This window comes from Pseudoxanthomonas sp. JC1303 (genome assembly GCF_058448525.1).
The window spans coordinates 3034317-3055417 of record NZ_CP185958.1 but is presented as its reverse complement, the minus strand read 5'-3'; the positions used below and the strand labels follow the sequence as shown (position 1 = coordinate 3055417).

Sequence of the window (21101 nt, the reverse complement as noted above, 5' to 3'; positions counted from 1 at the left end):
TCGCCAGATGTTCGGCAACCGTCCGATTGCATCGGCGAATCGCGGTCAGAAGCAATCCGGGTTGTTGGCCGTCCCGCTCGCGCCCGAACCACGCGCGCCAGCCTGGTTCAGGGTCAGCGTGCCGCAGCTGTCCTTGTTCTGGCCCTGCGTCGTGGTCGGTGTGGCGGTGAGCGTGTAGGTGTTCGCCGCCTGGTTAGAGATGGCGATGGTGTATTGCGCGGTCCCCGTTCTGGGAGATTGGTTTGTCAGCCCATTGACCGCCGCCATGCTGGTGCCATACGAGTTGTTGACTGTGTGATATCGCTCGAGAATCTGCGCCGATTCCACCAGATCCGCCTTGGCCTGCGCGCGTCGCGACTTACGCACCTGGTTCTGGTAGGAGGGATACGCGATAGCGGCGAGAATGGCCACAACCGCAACGACGATCATGAGCTCGACCAAGGTGAAGCCCTTCTCGCGGCCTAGTTGCCGCCCCTCCCCAGTGACAGTACGGATCTCGCCAGTCGCTACTTGGTGTCGCACTTTCATCGCAATTGTCTCCAGGACTGCCTTCCACAGACGCGCTGGATAGTCAGCGACTGGGTCGGATTGATTGGATCGACCACCACCTCGCTGCATGTGCCCGTTGGCGAATCAGGGACGCAGTCAGGATCGGCCGGGTTGCAGTAGGTGGGCAACGTTGGGCTGGGCTGGGTCACGCCTACTCCCTGGCTGGGCGCACCACTCCCCGACGACACACCGCCGGTGCTGCCGCTTCCCACGGGCGTATTGTCAGGTGCGACCGCCACTTGGCCAAGCGCGGCCGCGCCGGAGAGCGGATTCAGCCCGTAGAGCCAGTTGGTGCCGCCTGGCACACAGTCCGAACCGACGCTGGGAATGTAGGTCGGGAAATAGATCTTGCCGCTCTGGATACGCGGATTGCCGATCATCCGCTCGCCGGTGAGCACGTACTTTCCGTTGGTGTCCTTGACCGCCAGATCCATGTACCAGCCCCGCTGCGCAAGGAAATTGACCGCATTGCTCGACACACTGCGCGTCGGTGGCGTGGTGTTGTCATCCGACAGAATCTGCTGCTGAGCAAGGACCCCGCGTCCGGTGACCGTTGACGACCCGTTGTCCCAGATTCCGTACACCGTCTGCAGATCCGTCGTGTTGTTGTCCCCCGTGGCGAAATACCGGCCTGTCCCGAAATAGACCATGTAGCCGCCGTTCGGCCCCACCGACAGCTCGAGCCCGCCCGTGATCGGCTGGCGATTGCCGCTGGGATCCTTGGCGGTGAACAGGGCATTGCCGCTGTAAGCCACATTCCAGGACGCCGCTGTGGCGCCACTGAGGTCGAACTTCCACACGTTGCCCTGCAGATCGCCGCCATAGACACTGTCCACCAGGCCATCGCCGTTGGTGTCGGCCACTGCGATATTGCCCAGCCCGTTCATCGCATTGGTGTTGAGCAGATCCGAGACCTTCCAGTTGGGCTTGACCCTGGCTAGTACCGCGCCGGATTCCACGTCGACCACGAACAGCACCGGGTCCCCGTTGGTACTGTTATACCCATTGCCAAACAGCGCCACCCATTTCCCGTTATCCAGCGGAACGACGACCGGCTGCCCCATAACCAGACCGATATCGGCGGCAACCGCGGGGGTGCTGCTCTTGTCGTTGACCTCCCAGAGCACGTCGTTGGCACCGAACGAATCCGGATTGGTCACGTTGAGACCAAAAGCGCCCTTCTGGCCCGCACCGAGTCCTCCGACCAGGACGGTTCCCCAATTGCCGGTCGTGGCCATCAGGGCGTCGGCGACGGTCAATTTTCCGTCGACGTAGTAGCGATGTGAATAGCTGCGATTGGCCAGGTAACCGAGCCCGGTCAGACGCGTGCGTCCCAGCAGCGAGTTGGGAACATAGGCAAAGGATTCGACACCCGCATCATTGAAGGCATGCAACATACCGTCGTTGGCGCCTACGAAGGCATATTCGCGCTTCGAAGCCTTGCCGTTCACGTAGCTGGTGTAAGCCGTGCGCTGCGCGGCGCTCAACCCACCGGCTGAAGACCAGCCGAAGTCGGAGCGTTTGCTTGAGACCACCGGCGCGGAGTTGATGATGTCTCCCATGATGCTGCTGCGCGTCCGGTAAGGCGCAGAATTGAGGGTCGTACCTTGCGCCGTCTTGTCGCCACGCAAATATTTCACGATCGAATCGGCCGACATGCCGCTACCGAAGTCGACGTTGAATTCCCCTTCGGTGGGGTAGCCCAGCTGCGCCAGCACTTCAGCTCGCGACGATCCGAGGTTGGTAGCGCGGAACTCCTTGACGACGGTTCCCCTGTTGGCCGAGGCGACCGGCGCCAACGCCGTATAGATCTTCCGCGCATCCACACCGGCTGAAGTGCTCGGAAGGAGCGCAGCCGCCGACCAGAGCTGCGTACCAAGCAAGCCGGCAGAGGTGAGCCGGAATGCCTTGAGGTCGCCGATCCAGTCGACGCCATTGGGGCTGGCATAGGAGGGCAAGACCGCGAAGGAGTTGGACGACACCTGCGCACCGGCAATCGCCAGTGAGCCGCTGTTCGCTGAGTCAGCTTGGATAGTGTCAAACGCCTTTTCCAGCTGCGGACGCAGATAAAGCGGATTGGTCACCAGGAAGTAGTTATCGGGGGTGCCGTTACCGTCCGCGTCCCATTGCGCCGCACTCGTGATCACGCCATTTTTTCCGGTATCGGCAAAACCACCGAATTTTGCGGCATACCACAGCGGGTCTTGCAACTGAACCGCCGTCGATGTCGCAGAAGGCGTAAAGGTTCTGGACGCATTCAGCGTCAAACCCGCATTGCAGGGCGCAGTCCCCGTCGCCCCGGGCGTCGCACAACCGCCCGCATCGACGCCCGCTGGCGTATTGAGGGCGTAAACAGACGTGTTTTGCGCACTGTCAGAATCACGCACCTCCAGATAGACGCCGTCCTTGGTTGTGCCCGAGATCACATAACCCAGGTTTTGGTTCGCACTGCCGGCCGCATATTCGGAGGTGAGATTGACGGTGACCGTCTTGTCGGCATTTTGGGTAACGACATAGCGCACGATAGCATCCATATCGAAGTCGTTACCCTGCTCCACATCCTCATAGCTGATGCGGAAAGATGCGTAGGGACGACCGCCGTTGACGTCATCCTTGGTTGTACCGTTCAGATTTTCGATCTGCTCGATATACAGCGCCACGATGGTGTTGGTCGGTTTGCGCGTGTCGCCGCCGAAGGTGCCGCTGACCGTCTTGCCGAACGGCAGGATGGTGATGTTGCCAAACTGAAACTTGGGTAGCGGCGAAGCCAATGCAATCGCATAGGTGTTGATCTTCTGATCACCCGCTGCGGCACTGACGTCATTGACATGACCATAGCGCGCCACGCTCGCCGAATAATACGTGCCGTTTTTGGTTGGTTCTTCCGGCGACAGGCCGCGGATATTGCCAAACGAGGTGGCGAGCTTGGGCGTCGGCGCGCCGTCGGTGACGCCACCCACGTCGCCGATGAACACATTGCGGCTGCCGCCGAACTGCTGGTTCCAGATCTCCTGTCCCTCTGCTGCCGCAGAGAACGCCTTCAGGGTCGAAGGCGTATCGCCAGTGGTTGCGTTCGCGTTGAAGGCGCTGCCCGGTAGGTCTCCATCGTAACTCGGATTGATGTCGCTAATGATGGTCTGATACGGCTTGGCGCAGAACGGATAGCCACCGTTCTTGCGATAGGGATCTACCCAGCTCGGGCTCGGCAGGCCCATTGCGACCTCTTCCGCAGCTCCATTGGAGCTGGCCGGACTGTTGGCGAAGCGCGGCGTCGGTGTGGAAGCACCGGCGAAGTAGCGCATCGACTCATACAACATCTCCGCAATCGGATTGCCCCACATGCGGCAGTTGCCGTTGCTGATCGGGTTCGCGGACCCGCCACAGTTCCCTTTGCCGTTGCCCCAGTTGAACGCAGTATCCGAGTTGTAGTTGTTGGTGACGCTACCACCGTAGGCGCCACCAATCATGCGCAGACTGCTGATGGTCTTGGCGATACCAACGACGCTATTGAACTGCCCCGTCGTCGGATTAATTTCATCCGAAAAACTTCCGATATTCCTCCTCAGCACACCGCCTTCGATGTTGTTAGGCTGGGAGCCGGTGATCAGACCGAAATACATCCGGTTCTCTTCGCCGTAGTCATGCAGGATGCCCGTGGGCTTGTAGTTGCCATTGGGATACGCCTTGCACGTATCGTCCCGCACGGCGGCATTGTTGGTGCAGACCTGCACGCGCACCCGGTAATCCTGACGCGTTACAGGATCAGTGGACGGCGTCAGATTGTAGGTGGCGATTGAGAGCGAGCCATCCACAAAGCCGGCCGTCGGGTTGAGCGGACCGCCGTTGTATACCGGAACGATCGTCCAGTTGCTCCAGCCGCCGCCCCCGAGCGCGGTCCGTTCACGCCGGAAACGTAGATAGAACGCTTCACCACCAGCCGCCTCCTCCATTCGGAAGCGGATGGTATAGCTTTTGCCCTGACCCAGATTCAAGATGCCAGTTGAATAATTCTGGCAGTTGCAGGCGCCATGACCTCCGTAGTAGCCAGCCTGACCAACAACATTGTTCCCATTAAGGATCTGCACGTCGACCGCGTCATCGCCATCCACGGCGAATTCGTACCGGCCAGTTTCTAATAGGCCAGTCTGCAAGGTATTGAAAGTACCCTGCATGATGGTCAGAAAATTGTCGTTGGCGCCGTAAGGATTGCAGTTACTTGCGCAGTTGATCGTGCTGCTCGAAATAACGCCACTGCCGAACTGATACGCTGGTTTGGCGTAATTAGTTTCCATCGTATCAAATGCTGCACGATCACCGGGATGACCCGGATAGGCCTGCGGTGTGCCGGCGCTTGTGCAGTCCACACGCTGGTTACTGCTGTTGAAGCATTTATTGCCGGCAACCGGGGCCTCGATGGAGAGCCAGTTGTAGACACGAGTGGATGTATTTTGCAGCACGCGGAACAGCGGGCCGTTGTAGCCGGAACTGGCGAAATCCTGGGTGGTGGTGATCGCAAACAGATGGTACTTACCCGAGCTTGGCAGTCCAAGCGGTGCGTACTTGCGGATGTCATACCCGTCGCGGTCGATGCTCTGGTATTCCTTGCCCCAGCTGTGGCCGTCCTGCGGGAAGAACGAACCCTCCAGCACTGTCTTGTCGGCATCATCCACCGCGCGGTAGCCGCCATAGAGCACCTTGCGCAGGGCATCCATGCGGGAAGTGGTCAAGTAATTGAGGAAGTCACCGCTCCAGTAGGTGCCGCCACAGGTCTTGTCCGCGGTGTAGGACTGGGGGACAAACTGCCCGGACGCGCTCTCGCCCGTGGTGCCGGACCAGGCATAGCAGACATACGAATTGAAGTACCCGTAGTAATCAATCTTGTACTTTGACTCGCCTTCGGCGGGGTTTGGCTTGAGAACGTAGCCGCGGTAACCGACGTCCAGGATGCCGTCGCCATCCAGGTCGGAGGTATCGTTGTAAGCCGAGAAGTAGATCTTGTGGTCCTTGCCCATCACCAGCATGTTCAGTGGCGGCAATGCAGTCTTGGTGAACAAGGGCGCCTGGGCTACGGGAAGCTGGGTGGGCGTGGCCTGGGTCAGGGCCTTGCCGACGAAGACCAGCAATCCGAGCAGCAGCAGCGCAGGCAGGAGATGGCGGATGCGCATGACGTGTGCCTTCAGGGCTTGATGAAGATGGTGTCGACCGCAGCGGCCGAACTGGAATCGGCCACCGAGTCGCGGTCGCGACTGAACGCCGTCGTGCGGAACATATTGCATAGTTCCTTGTCGGCGCCTGCCTTGGCGCTGCATTGCGCGGTGCAAATGCTGATGTTGACCGTGCGTGTATCGCTCACTGTCGTCGCCGGAATTGCGTTGGCCCATACAGTGGGATCGACCGGGTTGGCACAGTCTTCATATGCGTAGGAGGTGCCATTGGTGATGTCGGCCTCACGCTGGCGAATATTCCCCTCAGCGCGTTGAAACGCCATGTTGGCGGACTGGAAGTTCGCAGACATGCGCTCCTGCATGGTTGCAACCTGCATCCCGACGATTCCGATCAGGGCCAGCAGAATGAGCATGATCAAGGCGATGTACAGCGCCGCACCGGATTGCGCACGACGTGGGGCCATGATGCGAGAATGGCGCTTGGGAGAGGTCATGATCAATTTCCGAACAGCCGATTGCGCAGGGCGATGGTGGTGTCATAGCCATGCCGGTAGTTACCGTCGGCCGGTGTATTCATCGTCACCCCCATGACATTGATCGCTTGGACCGGCTGGCCGACGACCGCCCGGTCGTTTGTTCCCCGGATCAAGAGGCCCAGCTGGACGCTCCCAACTCGTCGCCAACGCTTGGCGCTGGTGATTCCGGCCGCTGTATTCGGCAGCGGAGTTCCGATATCAGCCGCCGAAGCGGTCTTGTTGATCAACCCGCTGGCAAAGGCAGCTGTGAGCGCCGCAGAGTCCTCTCCGTAACGCAACTGCATCGATTCCACGCCTTCAACCATTTCTTCCTGCACCGCCTGCAATGCCCCCCCCGCCGGCGCCGTCCAGCGCACGCGATACAGCGACGGGACATTCGTCGTCGGATTAAGTGCGACGAAATAGGCCATGGTTTCGGCCCGATATAGCCAGGTCTGATTTGGCGCGTATGAATAGTTCTCCGTCACCAAGGCGTTATCGCTGGCAACCGTATAGCCGAGCGCCGTCTGGTTGAGCCCAGTGACGTTGACATTCATGGAGGTGTTGCCGGGTGCGGCAGACGCCTGGAACACCGAAGTGGCTCCGCAGTTGCCGATCGCGAATAGGCCGGCCGATCCGCCTGTGGCGACCTTGCTGCTGTCGGCGGCACTTTCACTGGGGTAGCCCAGGGCGGAATTCCCGGTCGTGGTGACCGCCATTGATGTCACCGTGGTCTGGATCGGCGACATGTAGCGCAGGACGATGATGTCACTGCCACGAATGGGCTTGGGATTGATGGAGTTGTCGGTGAGCGCCGTTGGGAGCGCAGGCGTCCAATCCCCCGCGCCGCCCGCCGCCGGCGTGGTGGCCACGGTCAGAATGTCGTCGGGCGAGGTATTGTTTGCCTCGAAGCCTTGGATCGAAATATCGAAGCGCAACGGAAATGCCAAGCTAGAGGCATCGTTGGCCTCGCGCTGGGCGCTGGTCATGAACAAGGAGCGAATATTGCCCCCCGTGATCTTCCCAGCGGCATCGGTCGAATACAGCGACTGATCGTTGACGCAACCGGCATGACCCGCCATGCGGATATCCCGCTGCAGGAAATCCAGGGAGAAGCGCGCATTTTCCTGGTTGCGGGCAACGCCCTGCGACAGTCTGTAAGCGGCGCTGGATGCGCTGAAGACCTGCACTAACCCCAGGATCAGGATCAGGCCGATGGTGATGGCGATCATCAGTTCGATGAGCGACAAGCCGGCCTGATGGCGACGCAACGCGGGCATGGTCCTGGACGTCATAGGCGGCTCTTCAGCTCGATCTGGCTCTTTTGCTTAGCGGCATCCTGCTCCCAGTAAGCGTCCGTCCAACGCAAGGTGACCGTGACCTCACCGTCCGCGGCCAGCGCAACCTGGGCGTCCCCATCAGGAAAGGCGCGACGCACCTCGCAGCGCCAACGGGCGATGATCTCGTTCGGTGTCGCGCTGGATGTCCGCTTACAGGCGTCTTCGGTGCCCGTGATGCTACCGAAGCTGCCGTAGGTGATGCCGTTGTAATAGGAGGCCTGCGAGCGCTGGGTGCGCATCATATCGACCAGTTCATAGGCCAGGTTGGTCGCGATCGTGCGGTCCTGCGCGCTCTTGGTGAAGCGCACGCTCATGGTCTGCAGCATTGCGAAACCCAGCAGGCCCAGCCCCATGATGAGCACGGCGATCATCACCTCGATCAGGGTGAAACCGGCATGCCCGCGACGCCCGATGCGCCTGCGCAATGAGTGGCTCATGGGCAATTCCCCTTCTGTGACCGCACCTGTCCGGTACTGGTCATTGTGATGGTGTTCCTCAGCTGCTGGCCGGCGGGGCACGGATTGCTTGCAAGCACCATGGCACCGGCCGCGGTGGACGGAACGCCTCGCGCGTCAAAGCGCAGTGGCTTGACGCCGACCGTGACGCTGATGGCGCCACTGTTGGCGAAATAGCTGATCACGGTTTCGCCTGCATCAAGTACCCCGTTGCGATTGGGGTCACTCCACACCAGCCAGCCCGCGTTCCAGTCATTGCCGCAGGCAGTGCCGTTGGCGCTAGGACACATGCCGGCGGCTAGCGTGCTCTTGATGGCCTCGCTACGGGCCATCGCGATGGCCGCCGTGAACTGGTTGCTGGTCGTGGCCAGACGATTGGACCGCAGTGTGTTTTGGAAACTGGGCAACCCAATGGCCAGCAGCACCGCCGCAATGGCGACCACGACCATCAGCTCAAGCAGCGTGAAGCCGCGCAATTTGAAAGAACGCCCCATCCCCAGATCCCTGTATGCCCATTCCGGCTCATACAGCCTACCCGGGCATCACCGTGCGACACAGGCCGGTTCGATGAACGGTAGCAAACCCGGGACGGACGCACGGGCGCTTCGCCGAGACGTCGCCCCCCCCCTTCCGAGAAACGCGGCGACGCCAGGCAGGCCGGGTCAGGTCACTACGCGATAGCAAGGCTTGTAGTCGCCGGCGATCTTCATGCGTCGCTGGGCGACGAAGGCCTGCAGCAGTGCGTCGAGAGCCGCCATGATATCGGGATCGCCATGGATCTCGAACGGGCCGTGTTCCTCGATCCGGCGCATGCCGTCTTCCTTCACATTGCCGGCGACGATGCCCGAAAACGCACGGCGCAGGTCGGCCGCGATGGCGTGCGGGGCGCGCCCGTGGTGCAGGTCGAGTTGGGCCATGGCCTCGTGGCTGGGCACGAACGGCTGCTGGAACGCCAGCGGGATATCGATCGCCCAGTTGAAGTAATAGGCATCCTTGACCGCCTTGCGATGCTCACGGACCTTGGAGATCCCCTCCCTCATGACCTGGGAGACCGCCACCGGATCGCCCACGATGATCTGGTACCGCGACGCGGCGGCCTCGCCCAGGGTCATGCGGATGAACTTGTCGATCTGCTCGAAATAAGGCGCGGCCACCACCGGCCCGGTGAGCACCAGCGGGAATGGCAGGTCGGCGTTTTCCTCGCGCAGCAGGATGCCCAGCAGGTACAGGATCTCTTCTGCGGTGCCCACCCCGCCCGGGAAGACGATGATGCCGTGCCCGATGCGGACGAAGGCCTCCAGACGCTTCTCGATGTCCGGCATGATGACCAGGTGGTTGACGATCGGATTGGGCGATTCGGCCGCGATGATCCCCGGCTCGGTGATCCCGATGTAGCGCGTCTGCTTCTGGCGCTGTTTGGCGTGGCCAATCGTGGCACCCTTCATCGGCCCCTTCATGGCGCCGGGTCCGCAGCCGGTACAGATGTCCATCCCGCGCAGGCCGAGCTCATAGCCGACCTCCTTGGTGTAGAGGTACTCCTCGCGGGAAATCGAATGCCCCCCCCAGCACACCACCAGGTTCGGCTCGGCGGGCTTGAGGATGCGCGCGTTGCGCAGCTGCCCAAACACCGCATCGGTGATCCCCGCCGAAGTCTCCAGGTCGGCCGCGTACTCCTCGCCCAGTTCGATGGCCATGTAGGCCAGGTCACGCACCACGGCGAACAGCAACTCGGCGACGCCACGGATGATTTCGCCATCGACGAAGGCCATGGCCGGCGCATTGACCAGCTCGATCCGCACGCCGCGGTCGCGCTGCAGCACCTGGATGTCGAAATCCGGGTACAGATCCCGCGCGGCACGCGGGTCGTCGGAGGCACTGCCGCTGGTCAGCACGGCCAGCGCGCAGCGCCGCAGGAGCTCATGCATGCCTCCGGCGGAGGCATCGCGCAGGCGCGCCACTTCGGTCCGGGAGAGGACATCGAGCCCGCCGCGTGGATAGATTCGGGTACTCACTACCGGGAGCGCCCGGGCTGCCGCTTCAGTCATCTGCGTGTTCCTGATTCTTCTCTTTGTCTGACAGATGACTTTAGCGCAGGCTGGCATTGTCGGATATGTCGCCACCGCCAGACGCAAGAACGGCCGGGTCTCCCCGGCCGTTCGTCTTGCGATCCAGCGTGGCGCCGAGCTTAGAACTCGTAGCGGAAGCCCACCTGGGCCGACCACTGCGAGATGCCCTGATCGAAGCCATCGGCGTCGCCGTTGGCCACGGTCGGCTCGTCGGCGCTGCTGAAGTTGTACACATACTTGCCGTCGGAGATGCCCACCAGACGTGCAACGCGCGCGTCAGCGTAGAAGCCGTAGTCGATCACGTGGCCCCAGTCCTTGTTGATCAGGTTGCCGACGTTCTGGATGTCCAGCCACACCTGTGCCTTGTGCCCCTTCATGAAGCCCGGGATTTCCTGGCTGATGCGCAGGTCGAAGGTGTTCACCCAGCTTGAGCGGAAGCCGTTGGCAGGCGCATAGCGGCCCTTGTACTTGGCAAGGTCCGGGTGCTCTTCAAGCCATGCGTAGAACTTCTGCTCCATCGCCGGATCGGCCACATAGGCACCGTTGGTGATGGACCCGAACAACACATCGCCCTGACCGGACGGCACGTAGAACAGATCGTTGTTGCTGCGGTTGTCGCCGTTGGCGTCGCCGTTGAAGACGTAGCTGTAAGGACGGCCGCTGCGGCCTTCGTACACCAGACCGACCTGGGTCTGGTAGTCACCGAAGAACTTGTGGTTCCAGTTCAACGAGCCAGAGAAGCGATCGTGGATCTCGTAACGCGAGGTCTTGGCCACGTCTTCGCCGGAGTTGAAGCTGTACTGGTAGGTATAGCCGGAACTGGCCGTCGAGCTGGTCAGCGGACCGACTTCCTCGGCGTCGGTGTAGGTGTAGCCCAGGCTCCAGGACCAGTCGCTGTTCGCAGTCCAGGGCTTGGTCAGCGAGACGGTGAACTGGTTGGTCTTGCCCTTGCTGGTGTTGTCGATCAGGTACACATAGCCGAAGTCGCGATCACGGTCATAGCGCGAGCTGGTGAAGGCGGCCTGATTGGGATTCCAATACAGGGTGCGGCCGTCCGGACCTGTGAATCCTGGGCCCAGGTTGAGGCTGCGGTAATACAGCCCGTTCTTGACCTTGGTCATCAACAGCTCGGCCGAGGCAACGATGCCGTACCAAGGGGTCTCATGGTCAATCGCCAGGTTGGCCTTCCAGGTGGACGGCAACTTGAAGTCCTTGCCCGACGTGAAGTTGGCATCGAACACGGTCGAGGACGGGTCGGTCGGTCGCGGCTGGTTGAGCCCGTCGCCGCTGAATGGCAGCGTGGTGTAATCCGGGCCGTCCCCGCTTAGGCTCTCGAAGTAGGCGATGTAGTTCGCCGCACCCGCGTTCGCGTAGCTGTTGCCCACCCACACCGACGGGGCAGCACCCTGGAACAGGCCCACGCCGCCGCGCAGCTGGGTCGGACGCTCGCTCTCGAAGTTGTAGTTGAAGCCGAAGCGCGGCTGGATCAGGAACGCATCGTCAAACACCTGGGTGTTGTCGTATCCGAAGGTCTCCTGCACGCCCGGAGCCACTGGCGGTCTGGGGCTGGTGCTCGGCTTGTCCGCACGCAGGCCAAAGGTCAAGGTGAGGTTGTTCGTCGCATACCACGTGTCCTGCACGAACAGGCCCAGGTTCTTGTCGTGGAAGTCAGCGGCGATCGAATTGGGCGCGGTCTCCGCATGGAGCGCGTAGGTGCTCCAGCGACCGGCCTCGAAGTTGTCCAGGCCGTAGAAGGTATAGACGCCGTAGGACTGCTGGCCGAAGTAGTTGTAGATGTCATTGTCGCTGTACTGGGCACCGAACTTGATGTCGTGGTCGCCCAGGGTCAGCGTGCCCGCCCCATAGTAGTCCCAGGTCTTGGTTTCCAGGACATTGTTCTGCGAGAACTGCTCGGTCCCCAGGTAGATCGAGTCGCCGGAGGGCGAGGTCAGGGTCTCGTCACCACCGAAGAAGATCTGCACGCTCGGTGCAGTGGTCGGCGTGTTGCGAACCGCCGAATAGTCGCGATACGAGACCTTGAACTCAGTGGAGAAGTTGTCGCTCCAGTCGGAGAACAGCTGGCCGACATAGCTTTCCACCGTCTTGTCGTGCTGGTACCAGTAGGAGCTCAGCGAGATGCCGCTGTTGCTGATGCCATTGATGCGCAGCTTGCTCTGGTCTAGCTTGCTGTAACGGAAGTTGGCACGGTGGTTTTCGCTGATGTTCCAGTCCAGCTTCAACGCGTACTCTTCCAGATCGGTGTCGCCATTGCTGTCCAGCGTTCCGGCATCGATGCCGTAGCCGGCGGCGATGCTCTGCGCACGCGCGATCTGATCCATGGTGATCCCGCCATCGCCCAGCGGCGTGGTGCTCGGATCAAAGCCCGGGGCCTTCTGTTTGAACTTCTCGTAGTTGGCGAAGAAGAACAGCTTGTCCTTGACGATCGGGCCGCCGAAGGTGGCACCGTAGGTCTTCTCCGAATCGAAGCCGTTGAACTTCTCGCCTTCCGGATCGTCGCCGAACCAGCTGCCATCGCGCATGTAGCCATAGATGGAGCCGTGGAACTCGTTGGTGCCCGACTTGGTGACGGCGTTGACCGTGGCGCCGGTGGCGCTGGTCAGACTGACGTCATAGTTGGACAGGTCGATGTCGATGGCCTCGATGGCCTCCATGGACACCGGCTGGCGGCGGGTCGGCATGTTGTTGCCTTCCAGGCCGAAGGTATCGCTGGCCGAGACACCGTCGATGTTGATCGAGTTGTAGCGCGGGTTCTGACCACCGGCCGAGATCATGCCCGACGCGCGATCGACGAACGCAACGCGCGGATCCAGACGCATGAAATCCTGGATGTTGCCGCCGATCGAGGGCAGGTCCTCGATCTTCTGCTGGTCCACGCTGGTACCGGAACCCATCTTGGTCGCACTGAAGACGTCCGAACCGCCGGCATAGCCGATGGCCTGGACCGACTCCAGATTGGTCACATCACCGGTCAGCGATGCATCGACCGTGTTGACCTGGTTCAGGGTCAGGTAGACGCCGTCCTCGGTCTTGGTGCCTTCACCGGGCTTGGTGATGGTGACCGTGTACGGGCCGCCCACGCGCAGGCCGCGGGCGGTGTAGCGGCCGCTGGCATCGGTGGTGGCGCGGCTGACCGTTCCGGATTCCACGTGGGTGATGGTCACCTCGGCGCCGGAGACGGGTGCACCACCCGGACCGATGACCGTACCGCCGACGCCAGCGGAAGTGCTCTGCGCCATGGCGGGGGCGGTGGCCAGTACGGCCAGGAGGCCAAGGGCCAGTTTGGAAGTCCGGATACGGCGATGTTGGGTCATTGCGTCTGCCTCGAAGGTTTGGGCGGTCAGAAAAAAATCGTGCTGGCCGGCCACGCTTCTGGCGTGGCTCTCATGGACTTGCTAGTGATGTGCCCCTGGAACGCGTGACAGGCACGACTGTCACGGGTTAACGACAGGTTAACACGTTAAAGCCAAGTTGTGACGGCTTCGTGACGATTTTTCGCAACGCAACATACGGCATCCGATCGAGCAGAAAATTCCTGCCCAATCATGACGTTACGGAAAAATAAAGCCAGGCGCGGCGTGCCGTTCGCGCGTGCGCTGCATGCCTTTCGACGAATGCTGTGACAGAGCTGCCATCAGAGGATCGGCCCCTGCGGGAAGCGTGCCCCCACCGGCTTGACCCTCGTTGCGTGCGCGATGACGCATGGAAAGGAAGCTGACGTTTGAAGCCACGTGCGGCGAAAGTCGACCCGCTTCAGGGGCAGCTTCGGAGGCGGGCCGCTCCACCTGTGTAACGCCACACCCTGATCGTCAGCCTGCACGCTCGGATCTGGACCGCAAGGCGCGGCGACTGAATGTCAGGAGAGCGCTTCGAGATAAGTCCCGATGCCATCGAGCAGCATCTGCACGGAGATCGCCACCAGCAGCATGCCCATCAGGCGCTCGATCGCGGTCAGCGCGCGCATGCCCAGCCATTTGTAGACCAGGGTGGCCGAAAACAGGATCACCGCCGTTCCCAGCCAGGCGATGCCCAGGGCCAGGCTCCAGCCGAGCAGACGCTCGGGCTCGTTGCTGCCCATCAGCATTACCGCGGCCATGCCGGACGGACCGGCCACCAGCGGGATGGCCAGCGGGACGATGAAGGGCTCGCCGCCCGGGATCTCACCCATCAGGCCTTCCGGCCTGGGGAAGATCATGCGGATGCCGATCAGGAACAGCACGATGCCGCCTGCGATCTGCACCGACTCCTGGCGCAGGTGCATCCACTCCAGGAAGTACTTGCCGCCCCACAAAAAGCCCATCAGCACCACCAGCGCGATCAACATTTCGCGCAGCAGCACGATGCGCTGACGTTCGGGCGGCAGCGGGCGCAGCACCGACAGGAACACCGGGATATTGCCCAGCGGGTCGAGGATGAGGAACAGCAGCAGGGCCGCGGAGAGGATGGTCATGCGAGGGGGTTCCAGACCTGGCCGCGCCGGGAGGCGCCGTCAGGCGATAACAGGGTGACGCAGTGGCGTGCGTAATCGCCGGCATCGGCCAGCGCCGGGTCGGCATCTTCGGCGTAGGCCCGGGCGCGCAGCATCGTGCGCATGGGCCCGGGCTGCAGCGCGGCCACGCGCACCGGGCTGGTGGCCAGTTCCTCGTGCAGCATGTGCACCAGCCCACGTAGTCCCTGCTGGGCCAGACCGTAGCCGCCCCAATAGGCGTGTGCGATGCGCCGCGGGTCGTCCAGCGCGAAGACCAGTGAACTGTCGGGCACGGCGCGCAGGAGTGGCAGGCAGGCCTGGCTGAGCCACCAGGCCGCGGTGAGGTTGACGTGGATGGCCCGGGCAAATGCGGCCGGATCAGTGTGCTCCAGCGGGGTCAACCCGCGGAACTCGGCCGCGCAGTGCAGCACGCCATCCAGCCGACCCAGCTGCGAGGCGATGCGCTGCGCCAGTTCGGCGTAGTCGTCGGGGGCGGCCCCTTCCAGGTCCAGCGGGTACATGACCGGCTCCGGCCCTAGCGCCGCGCAGACGTCATAGACGCGATTGAGCTTGGGGGGCCGGCGCCCGAGCAGGATGACGGTCGCACCGGCCTGGGTGCAGGCCTTGGCCGCCGCCTCGCCCAGCCCCCCATGCGCGCCGGTGATCAGGACAACGCGCCCGGCGAGAACCTGTGCCGCGCGCGTAGGCACCTCCAGCAATGTCACTGCGGCAGCGCCTCGGCGACGATCCGCGCCAGTTCGCCGGACTCGTGCAGCTCCAGCGTGATGTCGCAGCCGCCGATCAGCTCCCCATGGATGAACAACTGCGGGAAGGTGGGCCAGTTGGAGAAGCGCGGCAGGTTGGCACGCATCTCTGGCTCTTCGAGCACGTTGATCGCGCGCAGGCGGTCGGCGCCGGCTTCGAGCAGGGCCTTGACCGCGCGGCTGGAATATCCGCACATGGGAAATTCCGGCGTGCCCTTCATGAAAAGCACCATCGGATGGGTGTCCAGTTCCGCCTGGATACGTTCCAGCACCGGCATGTTGCGTTCTCCTGCTTTGACAGCATGCAAACTGTCGTCGAGTAAACTCACCGGCGCTTTCCATCGCCGCCGCCAGCGCCCAATTGTAAGCCTTCGCGCCCCGCTGCCGGCATTCGACTTCACCGCCAAGCCTCAAGGAATTCCGCCATGGCCATCGAACTCCCCGCCCTGCCGTACGACCGTACCGCCCTGGAACCGCACATTTCCGGCGAGACCATCGATTTCCATTACGGCAAGCACCACAAGACCTACGTGGACAACCTCAACAAGATGATCGAAGGCACCGAGTTCGCCTCGATGCCGCTGGAAGAGATCATCAAGAAGTCCCAGGGCGGCATGTTCAACAACGCTGCCCAGATCTGGAACCACACCTTCTACTGGAACTGCCTGTCGCCCAAGGGCGGCGGCGAGCCGACCGGCAAGCTGGCCGAGCTGATCAAGGCCGCCTTTGGTGACTTCGAGAAGTTCAAGGAAGAGTTCACCAAGACCGCCGTCGGCACTTTCGGCTCCGGCTGGGGCTGGCTGGTGCAGAAGAAGGACGGCAGCGTCGGCCTGGTGAGCACCTCCAACGCGGCCACCCCGCTGACCGGCGAGGACAAGCCGCTGCTGACCTGCGATGTTTGGGAACACGCCTACTACATCGACTACCGCAACGCCCGTCCGAAGTATGTCGAGTCCTTCTGGGCCTTGGTGAACTGGGACTTCGTGGCCAAGCAGCTGGCCTGATCGTCACCATCGCAGCAACGGAAAAGGCCGGGGCGACCCGGCCTTTTTCATGCGCTTTGCTTCCGTTGCTTTCGTTGCTCCTGCCGCACGTCAGTCAGCATCAACGCAACCGGATCCCACGCCGGACAGCACCGCCACCACGGGCTGGACCTGGGCCTGACGCGACAGGGCTTCACCCGCTGCCGCAACGGCCGACGACAAGGCCTGTGGCGTGTCGGCACGCAGCGTCGCGTGCCCGACCTTGCGTCCGGCGCGCGGCGACTTGCCGTAGTCGTGCCAGTGGCCGCCTGGCTGGGCCAGCACGCCGTTGGCATCGGGCATTTCGCCCAACCAATTGAGCATGCAGGCATGGCCACGCATGGCCAGCGCGCCCAGCGGCAGGCCGAGCACCGCGCGCAGGTGCGCCTCGAACTGCGAGACCTCCGCCCCTTCGATGGTCCAGTGGCCGGAGTTGTGCACACGCGGCGCCATCTCGTTGGCCAGCAGGGTCTCGCCCTGGCAGAACAGTTCCAGCGCGAACACCCCGACATAGTCGATCGCCTCGGCGACGCGACGGGCGTAGTCGATGGCCTGGGCCTGCACGGCCTGGCTGGCCTGCGCCGGGGCCAGGCTGGCCGACAGCACGCCGTCGACATGCCAGTTCTGGGTCAGCGGAAAGGCCTTGAATTCGCCATCGCGGCCACGCACGGCCACCACCGAGACCTCACGGTCGAACGCGACGAAGCCCTCGAGGATCAAGCCAACGGTCGAGGCCTGAGCGCCCAGCGCATCCCATGCCGCCTGCGCATCGGCAGGTGACTTGATCCGGAACTGGCCCTTGCCGTCGTAGCCGAAACGACGCGTCTTGAGGATGCACGGCGTGCGGATCTCGACCAGCGCCGCGTCCAGGTCCTCGCGAGAATCGATCGTGGCGAACGCTGGTACGGGGATCCCCAATTCCCGGAACAGAGTCTTCTCCGACAACCGGTCCTGGGCCACGCCCAGCGCGCGCGGGTTGGGATACACCGGCACGCGCTCGGCCAGCCATTGCGCGCTGCTGGCCGGCACGTTCTCGAAGTCGAAGGTCACCACGTCGACCTTGGACGCGAACTCCGCCAGCGCCGCTTCGTCGTCGAACCCGCCCACCTGCAGCGGCGCGCACTGGCCGGCGCAGGATTCGGCCGAAGGATCGACCACGAGGAACTTCAGGCCCAGCGGGACGCCCGCCAGTGCCAGCATGCGGGCCAGCTGCCCGCCGCCCAGGATGCCGACCGTGGTCATGAGCGCGGATCGTCCCGGTCCATTACGTCCTGTGTCTGCCTGGCACGGAAGGTGTCCAGTGCCTGCGCCACGTCCGGCTCATGCGGCGCCAACATCGCGGCGGCAAACAGCGCGGCATTGGCCGCACCGGCGTTGCCGATGGCGAAGGTCGCCACCGGGATGCCGGCCGGCATCTGCACGATGGATAGCAGCGAATCCATGCCATTGAGCGCCTTGGACTGCACCGGCACGCCCAGCACCGGCACGGCGGTCTTGGCGGCGATCATGCCCGGCAGGTGCGCGGCGCCACCGGCGCCGGCGATGATCGCGCGCAGGCCGCGCCCAGCGGCCGCTTCGGCATACGAGAACAGCACGTCCGGCGTGCGATGCGCCGAAACGACTTTCACTTCGTAGGCGACACCGAGCGCATCAAGCTTCTGCGCGGCGTGCTGCATGGTCTCCCAATCCGAACGCGAGCCCATCACGATGCCCACGTGCGGCGCTGACTGGTTGGCGGTCATTGGCCGTCCACGGCTGCAAAACGATATTCTAGCGATCTTGATCGCCAACGGACCTTCCATGGACCGCAAACTGCTCGACATCCTGTGCTGCCCCGTCTCGCGCCAACCGCTGGGACCGCTGGAGGCACGCGGCCTGGACGCGCTCAACCGCGCCATCACCGCCGGCACGCTCAAGCGCATCGACGACACCGCGCAGGCCGAGCCGCTGAAAGAAGCCCTGGTCACCCGCGACCGCAAGACCGTGTACCGGGTCGAGGACGGCATCCCGGTGCTGCTGCCCGAGGAAGGCCTGGCCACCGTGCAGGTCGCCGACTTCCCGGCGTGAACACCGCCGCGGCCCCGCTGCCACCGCCCGAGGCGGCGATCCTGGACGATGTCCGCCGCGCCCTGGCCGAGGATCTCGGGCCCGGTGATGTCACCGCCGCGCTGCTGCCCGACAACGCCGATGCCGCCTACCTGCTGTGCAAGCAAGAAGCGGTGATCTGCGGGCGGCCATGGTTCGATGCCTGCCACCAGCTGCTCGAACCCGACGTCGCCATCGATTGGCGCGTGAGCGAAGGCCAGCGCGTGGCCGCCGGCACCGTGCTGGCGACGCTGCAGGGCCGCTCGCGCACACTGGTCAGCGCCGAGCGCACCTCGCTCAACTTCCTGCAGACCCTCAGCGGCGCGGCCACGACCACGGCCGCCTATGTCGATGCCGTGCGCGGCACCGGCACGCGCATCCTCGACACCCGCAAGACCATTCCCGGCCTGCGCCTGGCGCTGAAGTACGCGGTGCGCTGCGGTGGCGGCGACAACCACCGCATCGGCCTGTTCGACATGGTCATGCTCAAGGAGAACCATGTCCGCGCCGCCGGCGGCATCGCCGCCGCCATGCGGGCCGCGCGTGCCCTGCACCCTGACCTGCCGCTGGTGGTCGAGGTCGAATCGCTGGACGAGCTGCGCCAAGCGCTGACCCTGGACTGCACCCGGATCATGCTCGACGACTTCAGCCCCGAACTGCGCCGCGAAGCGGTGCGCATCGCCGCCGGCCGCGTGCCGCTGGAAGTCTCCGGCATGGTCGACCTGAGCACGGTGCGCGCTGTCGCCGAAGACGGCGTGGACTGCATTTCCATCGGCGCATTGACCAAACACATCCAGGCCGTGGACCTGTCGCTGAAACTGGGACCGCCGCCCGCCTGATTTCACGGGCGCTGGGCAGCGAGTCTGCGAGCGTGAAGCGCATCGCACGCAGGGGATGAGCTCACACGATGGATCGACGCCGGTTGGCCGCCCTGACCCTGGGCCTGCTCATGCTGGGAAGCGGGCCCGCCGCGGCCGTCGAGGTCTGCGATGCCCCGCCCCGCTACGGCCTGGGCCAGGCGGCGATCAACATCGTGCGCGCCGCCTGCGAGGAGCACCGCCTGTGGGGGCGCCCCTTCTTCGATCCGCAAGGCCACGTTGCCAGCCTGGGCGTGACCGAGGCCGAACACGAAGACCTGACCGATCATGGCGTGATCGCCTGGCAACGCGTGGCCCGCTACTGGCGCGAGAGCGGCACGCTGGCCCAGATCGGCGGCGAGCCCGGTGCCGCCAGCTGCTGGGCCACGCCCGGCAATCGCGCGACCGACAGCGACTGCCGGGCGTTCGTGGTGGACACGCCGTGGTCGGCGGCCTTCGTCTCCTGGATCATGACCCGCGCCGGCATTGCCAACTTCTTCCGATCGCCGCGCCACATCGACTACATCCGCGCCGCATGGCGTGATACGACGGGAGCCGGGCCGTATCGCTATGCCGACCCCGCCACGGAGAAACCCGCCCCCGGCGACCTGCTCTGTTTCATCCGTGGCCGCGACCAGGCGTTGGGCTACGCCGGGCTGACGGCTGCGCTGGCCGGTCCGGGCCCTGTCCCGTCAGAGTCGCACTGCGAGATCGTGGTCGCGGCCAACCTGGGGGGCGACCGTACCCTGCACCTGATTGGCGGCAACGTGCTCAACACGGTGATGATGCGGGCCCTGCCGCTGGATCGCGGCGGGCACGTGATCCTGCCGGCTCCGCTGACGCCCATCCCCGACAGCGGCGGCGCCCTGCCGCCGGACCGTCAATGCCTGCCCTCGCAGCCGGATCAGTGCGACTTCAACCGGCAAGACTGGGCCGTGCTGTTGCAGCTGCGACCACAGAGGATACCCGTCACCGAGGCGCCGCCCGGCCCGGAAATTCCAACGGCTCCCGCTGGAGGGGAGCCCATGCCGGCCGCCCCGGTGACACCGGCCGAGACCGTCACGCCCCCTTGAAATCCGGGGCGACGTCCACGTCTGCCACACCCCGCCGTCAGCCGGTAAAGTCGCGCGATGGAACCCATCCTCCTGCTGATCGCCGCCGGTGCCGTGTTCGGCTGGTGGAATGCCGCCCGCGCCGCGGCCGAACGCGCCACCGAAGTCGGCCGCAATGCCTGCTCGGCCGCAGGCGTCCTGTGGCTGGACCAGAGCGTGCATGCCGCTGGCGTGCGTTTGCGCCGCCGCGAGGACGGACGCCTGGGCCTGGAGCGCAGTTTCCGCTTCGACTATTCCTACGACGGTGCCGAACGCCATACCGGACGCTTGGTCCTGCACGGGGACCGGCTGGTGTCGTTCGTCGGCCCGGCGCGACCAGACAACACCGCGGAGTTCAGGACCCTGCACTGACCGGCGCCAGCAGCTGACGGCGCAGGGCTCAGCGCGATTGGTCGCCACCCCAGTGCCAGCCGGGCTTTTCACCTTTCCAGCGGCAGACCAGGATCAGGACCACCGTGGCAACAGCAACGCACGCATAGGACGCCATCGGATGCCGGGCGGGCGGGAGCAATGCTCCGCAGGCCAGCAGGGCACCGACGTAGAGCGCCAGCGTCACCCAGCCCTGCCATGCCACCGGCAACCCCCATCCCCAACCATATCGCTTGGCGGGAAACCAGACCCTGCGATCTGCACGCATGGCCGAACTCCTTGCTGTCATGCCGGCGCGCCCTACACGGACCGCGGC

General features: G+C 63.8%; 19 protein-coding genes. 5 read left to right on the top strand and 14 right to left on the bottom strand.

Annotated elements, in window-relative coordinates; genetic code table 11:
- Nucleotides 1-45 precede the first annotated feature (45 nt).
- The 11 genes from ACORQU_RS13655 to grxD all read right to left on the bottom strand — a co-directional run bounded on the left by ACORQU_RS13655 (nt 46) and on the right by grxD (nt 15618).
- On the bottom strand, nt 46-528 hold the full coding sequence (locus ACORQU_RS13655; RefSeq protein WP_491641654.1) for a type IV pilin protein: 483 nt from the start codon (nt 526-528) through the stop codon (nt 46-48).
- Nucleotides 525-5714 carry a pilus assembly protein gene (locus tag ACORQU_RS13650; RefSeq protein WP_491641653.1) on the bottom strand — a complete coding sequence of 1730 codons (5190 nt, stop codon included), beginning with the start codon at nt 5712-5714 and terminating at the stop codon, nt 525-527. Before ACORQU_RS13650 ends, ACORQU_RS13655 begins: the two co-directional genes overlap by 4 nt.
- A gap of 11 nt (nt 5715-5725) precedes the next feature.
- On the bottom strand, nt 5726-6208 hold the full coding sequence (locus ACORQU_RS13645) for a pilus assembly PilX family protein (RefSeq protein ID WP_271646715.1): 483 nt from the start codon (nt 6206-6208) through the stop codon (nt 5726-5728).
- Nucleotides 6209-6210: 2 nt separating this feature from the next.
- Nucleotides 6211-7524, bottom strand: coding sequence for a PilW family protein (locus ACORQU_RS13640; RefSeq protein WP_491641652.1), 1314 nt, complete (start codon nt 7522-7524; stop codon nt 6211-6213).
- Nucleotides 7521-7994: a type IV pilus modification protein PilV gene (gene pilV / locus ACORQU_RS13635; protein WP_271646717.1), complete on the bottom strand. Its 474-nt coding sequence runs from the start codon at nt 7992-7994 to the stop codon at nt 7521-7523. Before pilV ends, ACORQU_RS13640 begins: the two co-directional genes overlap by 4 nt.
- Before the next feature lie 8 nt (nt 7995-8002).
- Nucleotides 8003-8518, bottom strand: coding sequence for a GspH/FimT family pseudopilin (locus ACORQU_RS13630; protein ID WP_271646718.1), 516 nt, complete (start codon nt 8516-8518; stop codon nt 8003-8005).
- A gap of 168 nt (nt 8519-8686) precedes the next feature.
- Nucleotides 8687-10069: a nucleotide 5'-monophosphate nucleosidase PpnN gene (gene ppnN / locus ACORQU_RS13625; RefSeq protein ID WP_491641651.1), complete on the bottom strand. Its 1383-nt coding sequence runs from the start codon at nt 10067-10069 to the stop codon at nt 8687-8689.
- A 140-nt stretch (nt 10070-10209) separates the two neighbouring features.
- A complete protein-coding gene (locus tag ACORQU_RS13620) occupies nt 10210-13422 on the bottom strand; it encodes a TonB-dependent receptor (RefSeq protein ID WP_491641649.1) in 3213 nt (1070 codons plus the stop codon).
- 542 nt (nt 13423-13964) lie between these two features.
- Nucleotides 13965-14558, bottom strand: coding sequence for a MarC family protein (locus tag ACORQU_RS13615; protein ID WP_491641648.1), 594 nt, complete (start codon nt 14556-14558; stop codon nt 13965-13967).
- Nucleotides 14555-15295 (bottom strand): SDR family NAD(P)-dependent oxidoreductase, encoded by a 741-nt coding sequence (locus ACORQU_RS13610; protein WP_491645129.1) that lies wholly within the window; start codon nt 15293-15295, stop codon nt 14555-14557. The genes ACORQU_RS13615 and ACORQU_RS13610 overlap by 4 nt, the downstream gene beginning before the upstream one ends.
- Nucleotides 15296-15297: 2 nt before the next feature.
- Nucleotides 15298-15618, bottom strand: coding sequence for a Grx4 family monothiol glutaredoxin (gene grxD / locus ACORQU_RS13605; RefSeq protein WP_271646722.1), 321 nt, complete (start codon nt 15616-15618; stop codon nt 15298-15300).
- Between the two features lie 147 nt (nt 15619-15765).
- Here grxD and ACORQU_RS13600 point away from each other — a divergent pair, with 147 nt between their 5' ends.
- On the top strand, nt 15766-16344 hold the full coding sequence (locus ACORQU_RS13600; protein ID WP_271646723.1) for a superoxide dismutase: 579 nt from the start codon (nt 15766-15768) through the stop codon (nt 16342-16344).
- 90 nt (nt 16345-16434) lie between these two features.
- Here the strand turns inward: ACORQU_RS13600 and ACORQU_RS13595 are convergent, their stop codons facing one another.
- Nucleotides 16435-17604: a 5-(carboxyamino)imidazole ribonucleotide synthase gene (locus ACORQU_RS13595; RefSeq protein ID WP_491641647.1), complete on the bottom strand. Its 1170-nt coding sequence runs from the start codon at nt 17602-17604 to the stop codon at nt 16435-16437.
- Nucleotides 17601-18104 (bottom strand): 5-(carboxyamino)imidazole ribonucleotide mutase, encoded by a 504-nt coding sequence (gene purE / locus ACORQU_RS13590; protein ID WP_491645126.1) that lies wholly within the window; start codon nt 18102-18104, stop codon nt 17601-17603. Before purE ends, ACORQU_RS13595 begins: the two co-directional genes overlap by 4 nt.
- A 58-nt stretch (nt 18105-18162) precedes the next feature.
- On the opposite strand from purE, the gene ACORQU_RS13585 reads away from it, so the two are divergent.
- The 4 genes from ACORQU_RS13585 to ACORQU_RS13570 all read left to right on the top strand — a co-directional run bounded on the left by ACORQU_RS13585 (nt 18163) and on the right by ACORQU_RS13570 (nt 20767).
- The gene (locus tag ACORQU_RS13585; protein WP_271646726.1) at nt 18163-18429 is read left to right on the top strand and encodes a Trm112 family protein; all 267 of its coding nucleotides are present in this window, start codon (nt 18163-18165) and stop codon (nt 18427-18429) included.
- On the top strand, nt 18426-19286 hold the full coding sequence (nadC, locus tag ACORQU_RS13580) for a carboxylating nicotinate-nucleotide diphosphorylase (protein WP_491641646.1): 861 nt from the start codon (nt 18426-18428) through the stop codon (nt 19284-19286). Before ACORQU_RS13585 ends, nadC begins: the two co-directional genes overlap by 4 nt.
- A 68-nt stretch (nt 19287-19354) precedes the next feature.
- Nucleotides 19355-20377: a DUF2272 domain-containing protein gene (locus ACORQU_RS13575; protein ID WP_491641645.1), complete on the top strand. Its 1023-nt coding sequence runs from the start codon at nt 19355-19357 to the stop codon at nt 20375-20377.
- Nucleotides 20378-20434: 57 nt separating this feature from the next.
- Nucleotides 20435-20767, top strand: a complete 333-nt coding sequence (locus tag ACORQU_RS13570; RefSeq protein ID WP_271646729.1) for a DUF3301 domain-containing protein — start codon at nt 20435-20437, stop codon at nt 20765-20767.
- A 28-nt stretch (nt 20768-20795) separates the two neighbouring features.
- Here ACORQU_RS13570 and ACORQU_RS13565 read toward each other — a convergent pair whose 3' ends face one another.
- Complete coding sequence (locus tag ACORQU_RS13565; protein WP_491641644.1) at nt 20796-21053, bottom strand: hypothetical protein; 258 nt, start codon at nt 21051-21053, stop codon at nt 20796-20798.
- Nucleotides 21054-21101 lie beyond the last annotated feature (48 nt).